This is a genomic window from Providencia sp. PROV076 (genome assembly GCF_028483405.1).
Classification (GTDB): Bacteria; Pseudomonadota; Gammaproteobacteria; order Enterobacterales; family Enterobacteriaceae; genus Providencia; species Providencia huaxiensis.
In genome coordinates this window covers 145,721-164,212 of record NZ_JAMPRR010000003.1, presented here as the reverse complement: position 1 = coordinate 164,212, position 18,492 = coordinate 145,721, and the positions used below count along the sequence as shown (strand labels likewise).

At 38.1% G+C, this 18,492-nt stretch carries 18 protein-coding genes; 14 read left to right on the top strand and 4 right to left on the bottom strand.

The features are described 5' to 3' along the window. Positions 1-15: 15 nt before the first annotated feature. The 6 genes from nrfB (at position 16) to PSF67_RS03080 (ending at position 5,874) form a co-directional block, all read left to right on the top strand. Positions 16-585 (top strand): cytochrome c nitrite reductase pentaheme subunit, encoded by a 570-nt coding sequence (gene nrfB, locus PSF67_RS03105; protein ID WP_102139980.1) that lies wholly within the window; start codon positions 16-18, stop codon positions 583-585. Further along, on the top strand, positions 582-1,253 hold the full coding sequence (gene nrfC, locus PSF67_RS03100) for a cytochrome c nitrite reductase Fe-S protein (protein ID WP_272676514.1): 672 nt from the start codon (positions 582-584) through the stop codon (positions 1,251-1,253). The genes nrfB and nrfC overlap by 4 nt, the downstream gene beginning before the upstream one ends. After that, positions 1,250-2,206 carry a cytochrome c nitrite reductase subunit NrfD gene (gene nrfD / locus PSF67_RS03095; protein WP_166265501.1) on the top strand — a complete coding sequence of 319 codons (957 nt, stop codon included), beginning with the start codon at positions 1,250-1,252 and terminating at the stop codon, positions 2,204-2,206. The genes nrfC and nrfD overlap by 4 nt, the downstream gene beginning before the upstream one ends. Positions 2,207-2,230: 24 nt before the next feature. Further along, positions 2,231-4,105, top strand: coding sequence for a heme lyase CcmF/NrfE family subunit (locus PSF67_RS03090; protein ID WP_102139983.1), 1,875 nt, complete (start codon positions 2,231-2,233; stop codon positions 4,103-4,105). Further along, positions 4,098-5,147, top strand: coding sequence for a heme lyase NrfEFG subunit NrfF (gene nrfF, locus PSF67_RS03085; protein WP_272676513.1), 1,050 nt, complete (start codon positions 4,098-4,100; stop codon positions 5,145-5,147). Before PSF67_RS03090 ends, nrfF begins: the two co-directional genes overlap by 8 nt. Positions 5,148-5,475: 328 nt before the next feature. Then, the gene (locus PSF67_RS03080) at positions 5,476-5,874 is read left to right on the top strand and encodes a hypothetical protein (RefSeq protein WP_102139985.1); all 399 of its coding nucleotides are present in this window, start codon (positions 5,476-5,478) and stop codon (positions 5,872-5,874) included. Between the two features lie 182 nt (positions 5,875-6,056). Here PSF67_RS03080 and PSF67_RS03075 read toward each other — a convergent pair whose 3' ends face one another. Then, entirely contained in the window at positions 6,057-6,308 is a 252-nt protein-coding gene (locus tag PSF67_RS03075; protein WP_102139986.1) for a GDCCVxC domain-containing (seleno)protein, read from the bottom strand. A 220-nt stretch (positions 6,309-6,528) separates the two neighbouring features. On the opposite strand from PSF67_RS03075, the gene yegD reads away from it, so the two are divergent. Beyond that, complete coding sequence (gene yegD / locus PSF67_RS03070) at positions 6,529-7,881, top strand: molecular chaperone (RefSeq protein ID WP_239979520.1); 1,353 nt, start codon at positions 6,529-6,531, stop codon at positions 7,879-7,881. A 67-nt stretch (positions 7,882-7,948) separates the two neighbouring features. On the opposite strand, the gene PSF67_RS03065 is transcribed toward yegD, so the two are convergent. Beyond that, the gene (locus PSF67_RS03065) at positions 7,949-8,428 is read right to left on the bottom strand and encodes a DUF4822 domain-containing protein (RefSeq protein WP_102139988.1); all 480 of its coding nucleotides are present in this window, start codon (positions 8,426-8,428) and stop codon (positions 7,949-7,951) included. 179 nt (positions 8,429-8,607) lie between these two features. Beyond that, positions 8,608-9,468 carry a LysR family transcriptional regulator gene (locus PSF67_RS03060; protein WP_272676512.1) on the bottom strand — a complete coding sequence of 287 codons (861 nt, stop codon included), beginning with the start codon at positions 9,466-9,468 and terminating at the stop codon, positions 8,608-8,610. Positions 9,469-9,577: 109 nt separating this feature from the next. On the opposite strand from PSF67_RS03060, the gene PSF67_RS03055 reads away from it, so the two are divergent. The 7 genes from PSF67_RS03055 (at position 9,578) to dmsD (ending at position 17,069) form a co-directional block, all read left to right on the top strand. Then, positions 9,578-10,048: a multidrug/biocide efflux PACE transporter gene (locus PSF67_RS03055; protein ID WP_166265513.1), complete on the top strand. Its 471-nt coding sequence runs from the start codon at positions 9,578-9,580 to the stop codon at positions 10,046-10,048. A gap of 390 nt (positions 10,049-10,438) precedes the next feature. After that, positions 10,439-10,909 carry a hypothetical protein gene (locus PSF67_RS03050; protein ID WP_166265516.1) on the top strand — a complete coding sequence of 157 codons (471 nt, stop codon included), beginning with the start codon at positions 10,439-10,441 and terminating at the stop codon, positions 10,907-10,909. A 284-nt stretch (positions 10,910-11,193) separates the two neighbouring features. After that, a complete protein-coding gene (locus PSF67_RS03045; RefSeq protein WP_102139992.1) occupies positions 11,194-11,940 on the top strand; it encodes an energy transducer TonB in 747 nt (248 codons plus the stop codon). 476 nt (positions 11,941-12,416) lie between these two features. Beyond that, entirely contained in the window at positions 12,417-14,843 is a 2,427-nt protein-coding gene (gene ynfF / locus PSF67_RS03040) for a selenate/tellurate reductase subunit YnfF (RefSeq protein ID WP_181490084.1), read from the top strand. 10 nt (positions 14,844-14,853) lie between these two features. After that, the gene (locus PSF67_RS03035) at positions 14,854-15,471 is read left to right on the top strand and encodes a DMSO/selenate family reductase complex B subunit (RefSeq protein ID WP_102139994.1); all 618 of its coding nucleotides are present in this window, start codon (positions 14,854-14,856) and stop codon (positions 15,469-15,471) included. A gap of 1 nt (position 15,472) precedes the next feature. Further along, on the top strand, positions 15,473-16,330 hold the full coding sequence (locus PSF67_RS03030; protein WP_272676511.1) for a DmsC/YnfH family molybdoenzyme membrane anchor subunit: 858 nt from the start codon (positions 15,473-15,475) through the stop codon (positions 16,328-16,330). A 121-nt stretch (positions 16,331-16,451) separates the two neighbouring features. After that, positions 16,452-17,069: a Tat proofreading chaperone DmsD gene (gene dmsD, locus PSF67_RS03025; RefSeq protein ID WP_272676510.1), complete on the top strand. Its 618-nt coding sequence runs from the start codon at positions 16,452-16,454 to the stop codon at positions 17,067-17,069. Positions 17,070-17,212: 143 nt separating this feature from the next. Here dmsD and PSF67_RS03020 read toward each other — a convergent pair whose 3' ends face one another. Then, positions 17,213-18,355, bottom strand: coding sequence for a trans-sulfuration enzyme family protein (locus PSF67_RS03020; RefSeq protein WP_102139997.1), 1,143 nt, complete (start codon positions 18,353-18,355; stop codon positions 17,213-17,215). Positions 18,356-18,492: the final 137 nt, after the last annotated feature.

Sequence of the window (18,492 nt, the reverse complement as noted above, 5' to 3'; positions counted from 1 at the left end):
ACCAATGGAGTGAATATGAGCGTACTACGTTCGTTATTAACTGCTGGGGTGCTGGCAACAGGCTTATTATGGGCAACAGCCGCATCCACAACCCCACAAATGGCCCAAGAAAATGCAGAAGGCCGTTGGGTTGTTACGCAGCAACGCAGTGCTGACAAAGCCTGTTTAGACTGCCATAAGCCTGACCAAGAAGGCATGCATGGTACCCACGCAGAAGTGATTAACCCTAACAATAATTTACCCGTAACTTGCACCAATTGCCACGGTAACCCAGGGCCTGATCACCGTGAAGGCGTCAAAGATGTCATGCGCTTTAACAACCCAATGTATACCGTTGAGCAACAAAACAGTGTCTGTCTATCATGTCACTTGCCAGAACAACTGCAAAAAGCGTTCTGGCCTCATGATGTCCACGTCACTAAAGTGGCCTGCGCAAGTTGCCATGACCTTCACCCGAAACAAGACACCATGAAGGTACTGACTGATAAGGGCAAAGTAAAAATCTGCGTCGATTGTCACTCAGACCAACGCAATAACCCTGATTTCAACCCAGCAGCGGTGAAATTGCGTAAGGAGCAGCCATGAGTTGTTCTCGTCGTCAATTCATTATCTACTCAGGAGCACTGGCGGCGGTAGGAGGAGTTGCTAGCCATGCGCTAGCTAACACCATGAAAATAGATGGCGTTCGCTACGGCATGGTGCACGATGAAAATCTGTGCATCGGCTGTACGGCGTGTATGGATGCATGCCGAGAGGTTAACCAAGTGCCGGAAGGTGTTTCGCGGTTAACTATCATCCGTAGTGAGCCTATTGGCCAGTTTCCTGATGTTAAATACCGTTTTTTTCGCCACTCCTGTCAACATTGTGAAAGTGCACCTTGTGTCGATGTTTGCCCTACTGGTGCCTCTTTTATTGATAAAACGACAGGGATTGTTGATGTCAACCCCGACTTATGTGTCGGCTGCCAATATTGTATTGCGGCCTGCCCTTATCGCGTCAGGTTTATTCACCCCATCAATAAAACCGCAGATAAATGCGATTTCTGCCGTAACACGAATCTAAAACAGGGTAAGCAGCCGGCTTGCGTCGAATCTTGCCCGACCAAAGCATTAACCTTTGGTAATTTAGATGACCCTAAGAGCGATATTTCGTTGATGCTAAAAGAAAAACCGACTTATCGATTCAAAATTGCACTCGGTACTCACCCCAAAATGTATCGAGTTCCGTTCAAATATGGGGAGGTTAGCCAATGACAACAGCTTCTGCTTTCCATTTTGAATCCTTAGTGTGGGACTGGCCCATTGCGGTTTACTTATTTTTAATTGGTATTTCAGCTGGGCTCGTGGTGCTTGCGGTGCTTATGCGCCAGTATTATCCCACTGCGGCTGGCAGTGATAGCACAATCATGCGCACAACACTGATTTTGGCGCCGACCACGATCATCTTTGGGTTATTGATCTTAATTCTCCATTTAACGCGTCCATGGACGTTTTGGAAATTAATGTTTCATTACAGCCCAACTTCAGTGATGTCGATGGGGGTGATGTTATTCCAAGTATATATGGCGGTACTTGTTATTTGGCTGGCTAAAATCTATGAAAAAGAGCTCATTGTTTTACAGCAAAAATGGCTGCCAAAATTGACGCTGATCCCAAGAGTATTAACCCTACTAAACCGTGCGATGCGTTTTCTCGATATTGTAATGCTAATATTGGCTGTTTTGCTTGGGGCTTATACTGGTTTTTTACTTTCAGCATTAAAATCTTATCCATTCTTAAACAACCCATTATTACCGGCTTTATTCCTATTTTCAGGAATATCTTCAGGTATCGCGGTATCGTTAATGGCAATTGCATTGCGCTATCGTAAAAATATCCATAATACTGAAACCGCATTTTTACATCGTATCGAAGGCTTTGTGATTTGGTTGGAGATATTCCTATTAGCGGCCTTTTTCGTCGGGCTAGCATTAGGAGACGATGGGAAAATTCGCTCATTAATTGCCGCATTAGGTGGTGGTTTCTGGACTTGGTGGTTTTGGATTGGCGTTGTTGGGTTTGGTTTTATTATTCCTCTTCTATTCAAAAAATGGATGGATAAAGGGCAAGGTGCAGTAAGAGTATTGATTATCAGTGGTGCAAGCCTACTGGGTGTCTTCTGCTTACGCTTTTTTGTGTTATACGCAGGGCAGTTGACCGTTGCATAATTCACTCAACAATAAGGGTAATCATTGGAACTAATACTCCCAGAAATTGGCTTTCTCTGCCTAACATTGGCACTTTGTATTGCCTGTTTTCAAGCATCATGTGGAGTTATTGGTTTTTTACGCCATATTCCGAGGCAAATGCCTCGGAATGTCCTTTGGACCTACTTACAATTTCTTTTCTTACTCGTTGCTTATTTTTGTTTAACCATCAGTTTTATTCAAAGTGACTTTTCTGTCGTATATGTGGCGCAGCATAGTCACAGGTTATCACCACTATATATTAAAATTGCGGCAGTATGGGGAGGCCATGAAGGGTCAATATTTCTTTGGTTGCTATTTATTTCAGCTTGGAGTTGTCTATTTGCTTGGCGTTATCGTCGGCAAACTCACCCTGTATTTCCCCTCACATTAACCCTACTTGCCATTATTAGTGCAGCATTATTACTGTTTATCGTCTTTTATTCCGACCCTTTTGTACGCATTTTCCCACCCGCTATAGAAGGACGAGATCTCAACCCAATGCTGCAACATTGGGGGCTAATATTGCACCCTCCGCTACTTTATTTAGGCTATAGCGGGTTAATGGTCGTGACCGCCTTGGCACTTGCATCCACGCTGTGCGGGCAATTTAACCAAACTATTTCAGGACTTTGTTGGCGCTTTGTCGTTCCTAGTTGGTGCATACTCACTTTGGGTATCACTTTAGGGTCATGGTGGGCATACAGCGAACTTGGTTGGGGAGGATGGTGGTTTTGGGACCCCGTTGAAAATGCGTCGCTGTTGCCATGGTTAAGTGCAACCGCGTTACTCCACAGCCTCAGCGTTACATACAAAACAGGTCATTATCGCCATTGGTCAATACTACTGGCGATCCTCACGTTTATTTTATCTCTATTGGGCACGTTGATTGTCCGTTCAGGTATTTTAATGTCTGTCCATGCGTTTGCTTTGGATAACGTTAGGGCTGTTCCCCTCTTTTTATTGTTCAGTTTTCTGAGTTTCGGTGCTTTATGTATATATGGCTGGAAAGCTAAAAATATTGATGATTCACCAACCAACATTAATCGCCGTCAGCTTTACTTATTACTCACGTTAATCCTATTTTCAACTGTATTATTTATTGTCCTAACGGGCACACTTTACCCAATGATTTACACATTATTTGGTTGGGGAAAAATATCGGTTGGGGCACCTTATTTTAATCAAACATTATTACCATTTGGTATTTTGATGCTAATTATAATGGCGGTCAGTGCCATTTACCCGCAGAACAAAACTCGCATTAAACCCCGATGGCGTATTCTTTTAATCATACTTCCCAGTATGTTATTAAGCTTCTTTCTTTGGCCTAAAGGGCTTATTATCGCCCTTTCTTGCGGCTTTTTATTTGCAATTTTGCTTATCTTTTGGCTACGTCCTATACATGCTATTCGACAACAATTCCCATCCCTTATTGCTCATACAGGAGTTGTGATTTTTGCAGCTGGCATTGCCTTGTCAGTTGGTAGCCACCACGAAACCAGTGTTAGTCTTTCTATTGGGCAATCTATTTCTCTCGCAGGTTATCAATTTCAATTCAACGAGCTGCAGCTTGGTGCTAAATCTAACTACACAACCGAAAAAGCCATCATACAAATTAGCAAAGCGGATCAACCGTTACACCAGTTAATCACTGAGCGCCGGTTTTATACCGCTCGTCAGCAATTAATGATTGAACCCGGTATATATTGGGGGTGGCTACGTAATTGGTATGCGGTATTAGGTGAGAAAACGGGAACAAATAGTTATGCAATACGTCTTTACGTCCAAGATGGCATTCAATGGATTTGGAGCGGTGCATTTGTGATGTGTTTTGGCCTATTAATAAGCTGGATAAAAAGGAGGATAAGAAATGCTTAAAGCTCTATTCGCACTTTTTTTCCTATTTTGCTCTTTTATATCCAATGCTCAAATTGTTGATGTGTGGCAATTTAATTCCATTGAAGAACAAGAATATTCTTTGCAGATAGCCTCACAATTACGTTGCCCTCAGTGCCAAAACCAAAACTTACTCGAATCTAATGCCCCGACAGCTGTCAGTATGCGTCATCAAGTCTTCAAAATGGTCGCTGAAGGGAAAGATAAAGCACAAATTATGCACTATATGACCGAGCGATATGGTGATTTTGTACTGTATAATCCACCGCTGACTTTTGGAACTGCCCTGCTTTGGTTTTTACCTGGAATTGCTTTAGTTGGAATTTTTTATTTAACGTTCAAATTCAACCGGTCACATAAACAACGGATCATAGAGAACAACTTTAGCCATCGACAGATATCCGAACAGTTATTATCCTCAGATACAACAACACCATCAGCTGTCCGGCTACAGCATGTTAATAAAGTACTTACCATATTCATTGTGTCGGTCGTTGTTGGTTACTTTTTCTCACCTCGATTTGAATTAGCCTATCAGGAATACCAACGTATTTCCGATCCCTTGCTATCATTCACACCATTACAGCAAGAACAAAATGATTTATTACGTTTGCAAAATGATATTCGCCAATCACCTAAAAACAGTGAGCTTTGGGCTACACTAGGTGAATATTATCTCTATCAAAATAGTTATGATAATGCACTGATTGCTTATCAGAGAGCTCTAAAATATGGAGAGGAAAATGCTCAAATATATTCCGCTATTGCAACCGTACTATATTATCAAGCAGGCCAACACCTAACAGATGATGTTAGAGTTGTAATCAATAAAGCATTAGAGATTGATAATCAAGAAGTTACTGCTTTGATGCTAGTCGCTTCAGATGCCTTTATGAATGCAAATTATGAGCAAGCAATTGATATTTGGCAAAAGTTATTAGATAGTAATAGTTCCCGTATTAATCGCTCTCAGCTCATTGAAGCTATTCATATGGCAAAAATAATGAAGAATAAGAAAGGCTAATCTTATTTTTATTATTAACTTTGTTACTTTAGGGATTAATACATAATAAATTGTCACAATAGTGATTAAATATCCCTTAATGAAATGTCTATTTATTTAAATGTGTAATTTTTCGTTTCTTATTGATTACCATTGTTTCCCTTCTATATTACTTCAAATAATCTTATGTTAGATTGGCTCCAGTTAATTACCCCAAATGTAATTCAAGTATATCCACCTAAGTGAAATTAACAATCAAATTTAGCTTAAGTGCGGAATATTTCATTTCCTTTATATATTTTGGCATTCTTTGGGGATATCAAAAATAATTACATAAGAAATAAACACTATGAAAAATAAAATATTTTCATTTTTAGTCGTCGGCTTAATTGCGGGCGCTTCCTTTATAGGAGGCGTTGTAAGTAACTATACACCTGATTTAGATATCGTAGAAAAATCTCAAAAAGCAGTTGAGGATTTTTTAGCATTCCCCAAAACAGCTGAATATAAAAATGTTAAATATCATGAGATAAGAGAAACCTTAGATCATGGTATGCTAGGCTATGTATGTGGTGAGGTACTTATTTTCACTAGCCAAAACTCATATTCATTTCAGCGCTTTGTGGTCAAAACCTACCTTCATAATGATGGGCGTAATGTTGTTTCTATTCCATTAATAGATAGAGATGATAAAGAGTTTCCTGATAATGATTTTAATGTTATTTGGAATAAGTATTGTAATAATTAAAGAGATATAAGACCCAGTTTTTTAATAAGATATTTCCGAGAGTCACTTTTAATACTTCATTAATATATTAAGAAAATTCCAATTAAGTAATTACTTATATTTAATACATAGATAGCTATAAAAAATATTTACCATATTATTATCTACAGATTATCTCACACCACTGTATATATTAAGATAAACTAACAAATATCTTTTGAAGAACAACAGCATGCCAGTCCTCCAGTTAACATTACTTCTTGTATTGGAGGACATTTTACTGACCCATATGAACAAAAAACACAGCAATCCCCCTTTAATGGCTTTAATAATACCCCACAGTGCTTACATTCATAAAACCATTGGCAAGCGTCTGTCGACATTTCCTCGACTTGTTTAAAATGACACTCTGGACATGTTAGTTCTGATTTCAGTTCTATATGAAATTTACTCATCGACTTTCCCATAATTTTTTATCACACAGGTAGCTAAAAGCAGCATCTATTGAATACTAAATTCATCGAGATTTCTTTGCGCTTATACCCTATTTAGTGCCAATTCATACTGTTTTCCTCGTCACGCACCTAGCGTACATCACCCATCTTTTAATAGTAATTCATTGTTGCTTGATATAAAGTCTCAGCCTTTTTTCAAAATCGTTATTTTGGAGGCGAAATGTTTATTGGTTTTGATTACGGTACATCTAACTGTGCTGTCGCGGTCATGAAAAACGGGGTACCCACACTATTACCATTAGAAGGCGATAGTGTTTATATCCCATCAACCTTATGCGCGCCAACAAGAGAATCAGTCTCTGAGCATTTATTTCGCCATTGCAAAATATCCCCTTCAAATGAAATCGGGCAGCAAATTTTAAAAAGATCTATCGCGTTTAACCGTGATGAAGGGATCGATTTAATGCCTGAAGACATCGTATTTGGACAAGCCGCTTTAGATTTATATTTAAGCGACCCTAGAGATGTTTATTATGTAAAATCTCCGAAATCATTTTTGGGGGCGTCTGGCTTACATGATACCCAAATTAGTTTTTTTGAAGACCTTGTCTGCGCCATGATGAAAAATATAAAAGACACTGCAGAACAAAAGTTACAACAGATTATTGATGATACTGTCATTGGCCGACCTATTAACTTTCATGGCCGTGGGGGAGAACTCTCGAACCAACAAGCTGAATCAATACTCTATCGTGCCGCAAAGCGCGCAGGGTTTAATCATATTGCTTTTCAATTTGAACCTGTTGCTGCGGGGCTTGAATATGAATCAACATTGAATAAAGACCAGATTATCCTAGTCGTTGATATTGGTGGAGGAACAACAGATTGTTCATTAATCCAAATGGGGCCAACTTATCGAAATGCACAGGACAGAACACAATCCTTACTTGCTCATAGTGGGCAACGAGTGGGCGGAAACGACCTTGATATTTACCTTGCATTGAAACAATTGATGCCGCTTTTTGGGATGGAGAGCCAATCTTTATCAGGTATTAAAATGCCATTTCTACAATTTTGGAACCCTATTGCCATTAATAATGTTGAAGCACAAAAAGAATTTTATTCACGACAAAATTTAACTGCGTTAACACGCCTAAAACAAGATGCAAAAGAGCCTCAAAAAATAGCTCGATTGTTAGAAGTCTATAATGAAACACTAGGTTATAGCTTAGTACGTAAAGCTGAAGAGGCTAAAATTGCTTTATCGGATACGCCTAGTTATTTAGCTCAAATTAAATTAACTTCTGAAAAAATAGAGGTGGATATTCCACATGAATACATGGTGGAATCAATTGAATCACCGAAAAGTAAAATGATTGAGTTAGTTAAAGAAGCAGTCAAGCAAGGAGGAGTCAAGCCAGATGCCATTTACATTACAGGCGGGAGTGCTCGCTCACCAGTATTACACCAGGCTATTAGCCAAGAATTACCTAATATTCCGATAGTACGTGGGGACGACTTTGGTTCCGTTACCGCAGGATTAACACGCTGGGCTGAAACGTGTTTTAAATAAACAACAGAAACACTAATAGCGCAGAATAAATAAGATTCATATTTAGACTGCGCTATTGGTACAAATCTTATTTCTTAACTTTATGAACAATATCAAAGTACTTATCTTTATTATCTTGCTCTGGATAAATACGATATGTGTATTCTTCTGGGGTTACTGTGACATTTTCGACAACACGAGTAAATAAGACTTTACCATCGCCATCTTTTGCTGTTAATGAGCGGCTTTTGCCATTTTCATCAAATGACCAGTCACCTTTCATTTTAGGCTTTCCATCAAACGTGGTCATATTAAATGTACCATCTGGATAATACTCCGCTAAACCAAAAAAGTTAGCGACTTGTTTATCATCCGCATTAACTTCTTTTTTATCTTGATCTAAAGCTTCTGTCGTTGTCCAAACTTTGCCTACCATAATTTCTTCGTAAGCATTTAATTTATGTTCCGCACTCTGCGATTGGCTTGCTGCTGGAGTTGTCGCTGCCTGAACAGCAAATGACATAGTAGATACAACAGCAAAAAGTGTAGGTACTAATAATTTTTTCATTTTTATCCTCTAATAAATTAACTCAAACAACAATTTGATTAAGTTCAGATTAGCGATATAAAACCAATTTTTAAAATTATATTACGTTTATTTACAAGATAACATCTTATTACATTTAATATATATTGTTTTACAATATAAAATATATCGAAAATTAACAACTTTTAGCATTAACAATCTTAATCTTGGCTATTAAGCAACTTATTGACCAACCAATAACCGGCTTTTCCCGGTGGATTATTCTTAGACCAAACTAAATCCACATCAATTTTTCGAGGCCATAAATCATAATTAATACTCACCAAACGATTATGGCCAAATTGCTTAACTAACCATGTCGGTAATATAGCCCACCCAGCCCCTTGTTCTGCCATTTCTAATAATAGTAAATAATTAGGTGCAAGCCAGTTCTTTTCACTATTAATAATCATTTGGCTACTACTGCTTAGCCGTAGTTGGCGTGTCATTGTTAAATGCTGATAAGTTATTTTTTTCTCTTTAGCTAATGGATGGCTATTTAATACATACAAACCTAGTTCACCTTGAATAGGTAAACGAGAAAAGGAAATATCCGCAGGATATTCTGTTCGGGATTCCATCATTCCAACATGAGCTTGCTGGTTTTGGATCATTTCGATAACGTCATTATTTTCTGCAATTAAAAATTCGAATTCAAGATGTGGAAATTGCCTATCTAATGTCGTTAAAATATGCTCAGCATGTGGAGGTTGATAAATATCTGAAAAAGCACAACTTAGTCTAGGTTCAATATCTGGCAGTAATTCAACTCTTAGCGCTTGAAGACGCTCGTCTGCCGATAAAATATCCTCAACTAAACTCAAAACTTTTCTACCCGCAAAAGTTAATGTTGATTCACGCCCCTGCCTATTAAACAGCACAAACCCTAAATCATCTTCAAAACCACTGATCGTTGAGCTGACGGTTGATTGGCTTTTATTCAATTTACGTGCTGCAGCAGAAAATGATTTTAAGGATGCTGCCTCCACAAAGGTACGCAACGTTTCTATAGAATAATTCATAAGGTATCGCTTTTTTCGATGGCTGCCATTTTGTATATATATAAAAAATAGCAAATAATTGCACCCGATTTTTACCAAAAAAATAATTTTCTATATCTTTGAGGTAGTTATGAGCAAGCATACAAAAACATTAACTGAACGAATTTTTCATGCAGTTTCATTTGAAGTCATTGCTATCGCAATAACTGCACCGGTCAGTGCGTGGCTTTTAGGACGCTCAATTTTCCAAATGGGAACAGTGGCGATTGTCTTATCGACACTAGCAATGCTATTAAACGTAGTTTATAACATGATCTTTGACCGTTATTGGCCCTTGTCTAAGGGGCCTCGCCCAGCCAAAGTGCGCGTTTTTCACGCCATTGGTTTTGAATTAAGCTTTGTTATCATGGGTGTACCCATGTTGGCGTTTTTACTCAAAATGTCATTCTTAGATGCATTCTTACTTGAAATCGGCTTTTTTGCCTTTTTCTTATTTTATACCTATGCATTTAACCTCGGATATGACAACTTACGTGACCGTTGGTTTGCGAATAAAGAGAACACAATACACGTATCAGAAACAGTGGTTAAACGCTCTTAATTTAAAATATTAATTAAATATTCTAACGCCGTGTAGCTTATTATCTACACGGCGTTATTTGTATTTCAAGACACCGATAAAGACGCCAAAATAATTCTCTTTTCTTTTGTGAATGTAAAATGATGAATGCGTTTTATGCACTCATCATTTGCATAGATATCAATTTTATCATTGAACACGATCACCTATATTTACGGCATCGCAATGATTATTTCTACGATAACTTTATAAAAATACAGCTTAGATAGTTTATCTATTCAATAACATACCTAAGATAGAGTGTGAAAATGGGCGTTAAAAATGCTTTGCCTTCATTTTTGAGAACTTATTTATATAAAGTTATCCATTATTTTATCCAAAATATAGGCAATGTTATTTAAAGGTATTCCGATGAACAAATTATTTATTTCCTCTGCATTTTTATTGGTATTTAGTCTAAGTGCTCAAGCAGACGTAACTGCCCATAAAAATGCCATTATTTCTCTCAATTTTATTGAAAATAATACCGCTTATGCAAACCAAGCGGCTATTGCTAACCATGCAAAAGCCGCTAATTTATCTCCTAATGGTATTCAAGGTGTTACGAAATCTTTTGCACAAATGAATTTGCATGAAAAAGCAGTTACTGCATTAAGTTTCAATGAAAATAGTATGTCCGCAGCAAATCAAGCAGCGATTAATTCACATATAAAAGCGGGTAATTTATCAACAAATAAAATTAATGGTATCAGTAAAAGCTTTTTAGCGATGGATGACCATGAAAAAGCCGCTGTCGCCTTGAGTTTTACCGAAAACAACCAATCCCCTTCAATCAAATACTCAGTACAACAACACTTAAGTAGGAGCCAGACAAAGTCGTAAAAAAGAGAATAGTATTTAGCTGATTTATCACATAGTTAGCCTCATTAAGGCTTGGTTACTCACCAAGCCTTTTTATTTGAAATAATATTCCTTAAAAATCAAAGGATTAATATGTAATGAAATACGCCCATCAAAGTTGATAATAACTATCATTTGCAATTGATAATTATTAACATATAATTCGAGTCATTATTTTATCTTATGAGTTACAGTTCAAACATAACTACTTAATACCTGTATGGTTTGCCCTCTTTAGGTTCAGTGAGAAAAAATATTGAGGTTTTATGATGAGTCGAAAATTAGTGACTTTTATTCTATCAATAACATTACATGTTCTTGTTATTGGGTATTTAACCTATGTTACGGCTCAATCATTATCCTTAAAAAACCAAGCACAACAGGATGCGCCTATTATCTCGATCGCATTAACTCAAGCTGTCAACGTTGCAGAACCTGAAGAGATCCCCCAACCTACAGACCCCCTTCGTGAGGTAAAAATAGATCCCAGCCCAATAGCGGAACACGCTGCTATTGTTGTACCTAAAAAACCAAAAAAGGTGATAAAAACGCAAAAAGAGCCTATAAAACCTAGAGAACTGACTAAAAGAAATGAAAATACTCATAAACAAGCTGATTCAGAGGTTAAAAATGATTTACCGATCGCACAACAACAAAAAGCAGGTGACCTTGTTTCGTCTCAATCAGCAGGAATAAAAGGCCCCAAAAACCAATATGCAACGAGTGATACTAATAGCCAATTAATTAATGCTTACCGTGAAAAACTACGCCAAGAAGTTGAGAGAAATAAACAATACCCTCGCCGCGCAAAAAAAATGAAAAACCGTGGTATCGCAACAATTCAATTTCAATTAAGCCAAACCGGAGAAATTAGCTTAATTCGCTTAGCAAGTAGTTCAGGAAGTGATTTATTGGACCAGGCTGCTTTACTTGCAGTACAAAAAAGTCGTTCTGTCGGTAAACCACCAGCAGGTTTTGCTCAATCGATAACACTCAATATTGAATTTAATTAACCACCTTTGAAAATAAAAACTATTCTCACTAAAAAGTTACACCTTAATAGGATATTAGATGAGCATTTTATAGATAATTATTCTGCATTTACTTTTCAATCCTTTTAATAATATTAAAGTTCATTATTTTTTTAGAATAACAAATGATCCGAGAGAAATTTATTATTATTTTCTGACAATACTGCCAAAGATATTTCCCCCATTTCCCGAAAACGCCTTACCAAGAGAAATATTTTCTATATTAAACCCAATATTAACATTTCCAAATTTTTAACCTCTAATAAGAAAATAGAGAAAACCTTTTTATTCATGATGTTAGAGTGATATCAATTATCATTAATATTTATTTATTATGAAATAGTTACCAGTTTTACAAATATAACTTCGTTGATATGGCGCAAAAAAAACTAAATATGTCAGAGTAACATAGCCCTTGAATAACACTATATTTAATATGGTCATAAAGGCTAATATCAATGAATACAAAAAATAAATTATTAAATAGCCCTATCACAAGGCGCAATGTCGTGAAATCTGGCACTGCCAGCGGTTTATTTGCTGCAGTCGGTGGTTTATCACTTCCTTTTAATGCAAAAGCAATCGATAACACTCAAAACTCAACATCCCCTGAAGAAAAAGCCGTTTGGAGTTCATGTACCGTCAACTGTGGTAGCCGTTGCCTATTACGCCTTCATGTTCGTGACGATGAGGTATATTGGGTTGAGTCTGATACCACTGGGAAAGATGAGTATGGTAATCATCAAGTAAGAGCTTGCCTACGTGGTCGTTCAATCCGCAGGAGAATGAACCACCCGGATAGATTGAAATACCCAATGAAACGCGTAGGAAAACGTGGAGAAGGCAAATTTGTCCGAATTTCATGGGAAGAAGCCCTAGATACTGTCGGCAATAGCTTACGCGATACACTAAAAAATTATGGTAATGAAGCCGTTCATGTTTTGTATGGAACGGGTGTTGACGGCGGTAATATCACCAACTCAAATGTTCCCTACCGCTTAATGAATTCATGTGGTGGTTTCCTGAGCCGCTATGGCAGTTATAGTACCGCGCAAATTCGTGCGGGTATGAATTATCTGTATGGTTCTCAAGAAGCCAATAGCCCTGATGATATCGCAAATACAAAATTAGTTGTGATGTTTGGAAATAATCCCGCGGAAACTCGTATGAGTGGTGGAGGTGTGACTTATTATGTCGAACAAGCACGTGAACGTTCCAATGCGCGCATGATAGTTATTGACCCTCGTTATAATGACACTGCTTCTGGTAGAGAAGATGAATGGTTACCTATTCGCCCTGGTACTGATGGTGCACTCGCTGCTGCATTAGCTTACGTGATTATTACTGAGGATATGGTCGACCAAGAGTTTGTTGATAAATACTGTATCGGCTATGACGAAAAAACCTTACCGGCTTCTGCTCCTCAAAATGGTCACTATAAAGCCTATATTTTAGGCCAAGGTACTGATGGTGTGGCTAAAACACCACAGTGGGCCGCTAAAATTACAGGTATTCCAGCAGATAAAATCATAAAGTTAGCCCGTGAAATAGGCCAAGCAAAACCCGCTTATATTGTTCAAGGCTGGGGTCCTCAACGTCATTCAAATGGTGAGCAAACCGTTCGAGCAATTGCCATGTTAGCCATTATTACGGGGAATGTTGGCATCAGTGGTGGAAATTCAGGCTGTCGTGAAGACACTTATGATTCCGGTGTTGAATGGTTTCCAATGCTCGATAACCCAGTCAAAACTCAAATTTCTGTTTTCACATGGACAGATGCTATCGAACGCGGTACAGAAATGACTGCTATTCATGATGGTATAAAAGGGAAAGATAAATTAGATGTTCCCATTAAATTTTTATGGTGCTATGCCAGTAACACATTGATAAATCAACACAGTGATATCGCTCGCACTCATGAAATTTTACAAGATGACAGCAAATGTGAAATGATTGTTGGTATCGACCACTTCATGACAGCATCTGCAAAATATTGCGATATTTTGCTACCTGATTTAATGCCTACCGAACAAGAAGATCTCATTCCTAGTGAGTCCGCAGGAAACATGTCATACATGATCTTAGGCCAACCAGCCACTAGCGCTAAATTTGAGCGTAAGCCCATCTATGAAATTTTGTCTGAAATTGCTAAACGCTTAGGCCCTGATGTCGAACAAAAATTCACTGAAGGCCGCACCCAACACGAATGGGTTAAATATTTATGTGAAAAAAGCCGTGAACGCTTCCCTGACATGCCAACTTATGAAGAAATGAAAACCGTGGGTATTTTCAAACACAAATGCCCAGATGAGCATGTCATTGGATTTAAAGCCTTTCGAGAGGATCCTCAAGCCAATCCATTGAAGACACCTTCCGGGAAAATAGAAGTTTACTCTGAAAGCCTAGCTGAAATAGCGAAAACATGGCAATTAGCACCTGATGATGTGATTGACCCGTTACCAATTTACACCGAAGGCTTTGAAAGCCATATCGATAATCTTAATAAAAAATACCCATTACAAATGACAGGTTTTCATTATAAAGCCAGAACGCACTCCAGTTATGGCAACATTGATATCTTAAAACAAGCTTGTCGCCAAGAAATATGGATTAACCCAATAGATGCTAAAGCACGTGGTATTAAACAGGGTGATATGGTCAAAGTTTTCAATGACCGAGGTGAAGTTCATATTCCAGCAAAAGTGACACCAAGGATCATGCCAGGCGTGACTGCTATGGGCCAAGGGGCTTGGTTAGATGCCGATATGTTTGGCAAAAAAGTAGACCAAGGCGGGTGTATTAATGTCCTCACGACTCAACGCCCTTCACCGCTTGCTAAGGGGAACCCTCAGCATACTAACTTAGTTGAAATTGCTAAATTATAAGGAGCCCGGTATGTCACAACAATATGGTTTTTATATTGATACACAACGTTGCACGGGCTGCAAAACGTGCGAACTCGCCTGTAAAGATTTTAAAAACTTATCCTCTGATGTTCATTTTCGTCGTATTTATGAATATGCAGGCGGTGACTGGACTGAGCAAGATGGTGCATGGCATCAAAATGTATTTTCTTATTATGTTTCCATTTCATGCAACCATTGTGAAGACCCTGCTTGCGTTAAAGTTTGCCCAAGTGGCGCGATGCATAAACGTGAAGATGGCTTTGTCGTTGTCGATGAAAGTGTTTGTATTGGTTGCCGTTATTGCCATATGGCATGCCCTTATAGTGCACCTCAGTTTGATGCCGTTAAAGGGCATATGACGAAGTGTGATGGCTGCTATGAACGTGTAGCTGAAGGTAAAAAACCCATTTGTGTTGAGTCTTGTCCACTACGTGCATTAGATTTCGGGCCTATTGAAGAATTACGTACAAAATACGGTACTATCAATGAGATAGCTCCTCTACCAGCAGCACACTATACCAAACCCAATATTGTGTTAAATCTCAATGCAAATTGCCGTCCTGTTGGCGACACCACAGGTTATTTAGCAAATCCGGAGGAAGTTTAAAATGGGCGCAGGTTTACATGAATATCCGTTAATCTTCTTCACCGTTATAGGTCAAAGTGTTGCTGGCGCATTTATACTTATGGCTCTGGTATTATTAATGAAACCCATAAAAGAACAGCATCATAGAATTGTCATGAGCATGTTCGGTTTATGGGCATTAATGGGAATTGGCTTTTTACTGTCCATGTTGCATATGGGGTCACCGATGCGCGCCTTCAATTCAATGATACGTGTTGGTCATTCAGCGCTCAGTAACGAAATAGTCAGTGGCTCAATATTCTTTGTCTTAGGCGGGCTGTATTGGTTACTGTCATTACTGAAGAAGATGCCCAAGTCTATTGGTACTATTTGGTTAATTGTCACAATTATTTGTGCGGCAATATTTATTTATGCCATATCTCGCGTATACCAAATTGATACCGTCCCAACTTGGTTTAATCATTATGGTAGTTTGCAGTTTATCTTAACCAGTTTTATTGCGGGGCCTGTACTTGCTGCATTTTTATTGCGCATAGCAAGCTATGATATCAATAACGTCCGCTTTTTTACATTAATCAGTATTGTTGCGGTGATTGCGAGTAGTATTTTGGTAACGGCACAAGGGTTTGAATTAGGCTCTATCCAAAGTTCAGTACAAAAAGCCTCAGAGCTTGTTCCTGATTATGCCTCGCTAATGGGATGGCGTACTGTTTGCTTAACATTGGGGCTAACTTTCTGGATTTACCCGCATGTTAAAATGAAGAACCCTTCAATTATTGGGCTATTAGTCGCCGTCTTATTAGTAATTCTTGGTGAATTGATTGGTAGAGGCATATTCTACGGGCTGCATATGACTGTGGGTATGGCGGTTGTAGGCTAATTACTAATCCATTGTTTTTGCGATGATAAGAAGGACAATTACCTTCTTATCATCGACAACAATCTCATGTTTCGCTACGATCACATCAACGCATCATCATCAACATAGCAAGTGGACAAATATGGAACAAAAATTATTGGCAGATTTTTCGCTTTGCGCTCAAACTTTGGGAGCATTATTTTATTATGATCCTTCTGACGCACGCGTAAATACGTTAATTGATTTATTTACAACGAGCGAATGGTTAGCTGAGTGGCCATTTACTCAGGATTATGATTGCCAATCTATTGATAAACTCTTTCAAGATAGTATTTCTGAAACAGAAACATTACAAGAAGCCTACCAGCGCTTATTTATTGGCCCTTATGCATTACCTGCACCACCTTGGGGTTCCGTTTATCTTGATAAAGAAAATGTTATTTTTGGTATTTCGACACTTGAATTAAGAGCATGGCTTCGTAATAACCAAATTAATATTGAGTTAAATCAAAAAGAACCAGAAGATCATGTAGGGCTATTATTTCTTCTCACCGCTTGGGTGATTGAAAATAAACCAGAATTATTACGTGAATTTCTAGAAATACATTTTTTACCTTGGGTATATCGCTATTTAGAAAAAATGCAATTGCAAAGTGGGAATGCATTTTATGTAGCCAGCGCGCTGCTCGCGACTGAAACTTTAAAACATATCCAACAAGCTGTTCAATTAAATCCTGTCAATAAAGAAATCTGTCTTTAATTTTACCTTACTCAAATAAGTATTTTGCGAAGTATAACGCCCTCTAAATAATCTGACTATTTAGAGGGCTTAAAATATTATGGGGGTTTTTTAGGTGTATGGCAGGTATCACTCAGAAGTAAAATGCATCACTAATGGCCTAATTACTGAACCTGCGATAAAGCAGAATCGACATCAGCGAGTAAATCATCTATATCTTCACAGCCCAATGAGAACCGTAATAACCCATCTGTTACGCCTTGCAATAATCTCTCCTCATCAGGAATACAAGCATGGGACATCATTCTGGGGTAGGAAATAATTGACTCAATTCCCCCTAAGCTGACCGCAACAAGTGGAATACGAACCGTATCTAAAAATCGTTTTACGTTTTCATAACTCCCTAAATCAAAGGAAACCACCATTCCGCCATTTTTAGACTGCTGCATATGAGTCATATGGTTTGGGTGTGAAGCTAACCCCGGATAAAAAACGTGTTGTACTTTTGGGTGCTCATTCAGATATTCTGCAAGCTTTTGTGCATTTTCACTGGCTCGCTCAACTCGCATTGCCATTGATTTTAAACCACGCATCGTCAGCCAGCTGTCAAATGGTGCAGCAATACTACCAATAGCAACTGCTGACTTATGTAACCACCTAGCGTATTCAGCGTTATTCGTTGCTACCGTCCCCAAGATCACATCACTGTGGCCATTAATAAATTTAGTCGCGCTATTAATAGAAAAATCAATTCCAAGAGAGATAACATCTGATAACAATGGCGTCATAAAGGTATTATCACAGATGGTGATCATATTATGCTGTTTCGCTATCCCAATAACAGTTTTTAAGTCAGTCACTTGTAATGTTGGATTAGATGGCGTTTCAATATAAAACGCTTTGGTGTTTTCCGTTATGGCTTGCTGATAATTCATTGGATTGGTCGCATCAACAAAGGTCACTGAAATGCCATAACGAGGCAGAAACTCAGTCATTAATTGAAAAGAACCACCGTAAATATTTTTGCAGGCAACGATATGGTCGCCCTGACTAAAATTAAGCAATACGGCACTTATTGCTGCCATTCCTGAAGAAAAAACCTCAGCAAATTTTGCATTTTCAATTGCGCAAATAGCCTCACTTAATGCATCTCTCGTTGGATTGGAAAAACGCGAATAAATATGGTCGTAACTTTCCTCAATATTGGCTTGTGAAAAAGTCGATGATTGATATAACGGGATAGAGGAACTTCCGGTATATTTATCCGTCATGGGGTAACCATGAATAACCTTAGTATTAATTTTCATAAATAAATCGCATTATCAAAAGTGTATTTAATCATTGCTACATTGATTTCAGAATAAGCAAAAATAGCGAGTGCACCACTCGTATAAATATCACGACCTAAGTATTCTGAAAGATTATTTAATTTTGCTAACGGTGT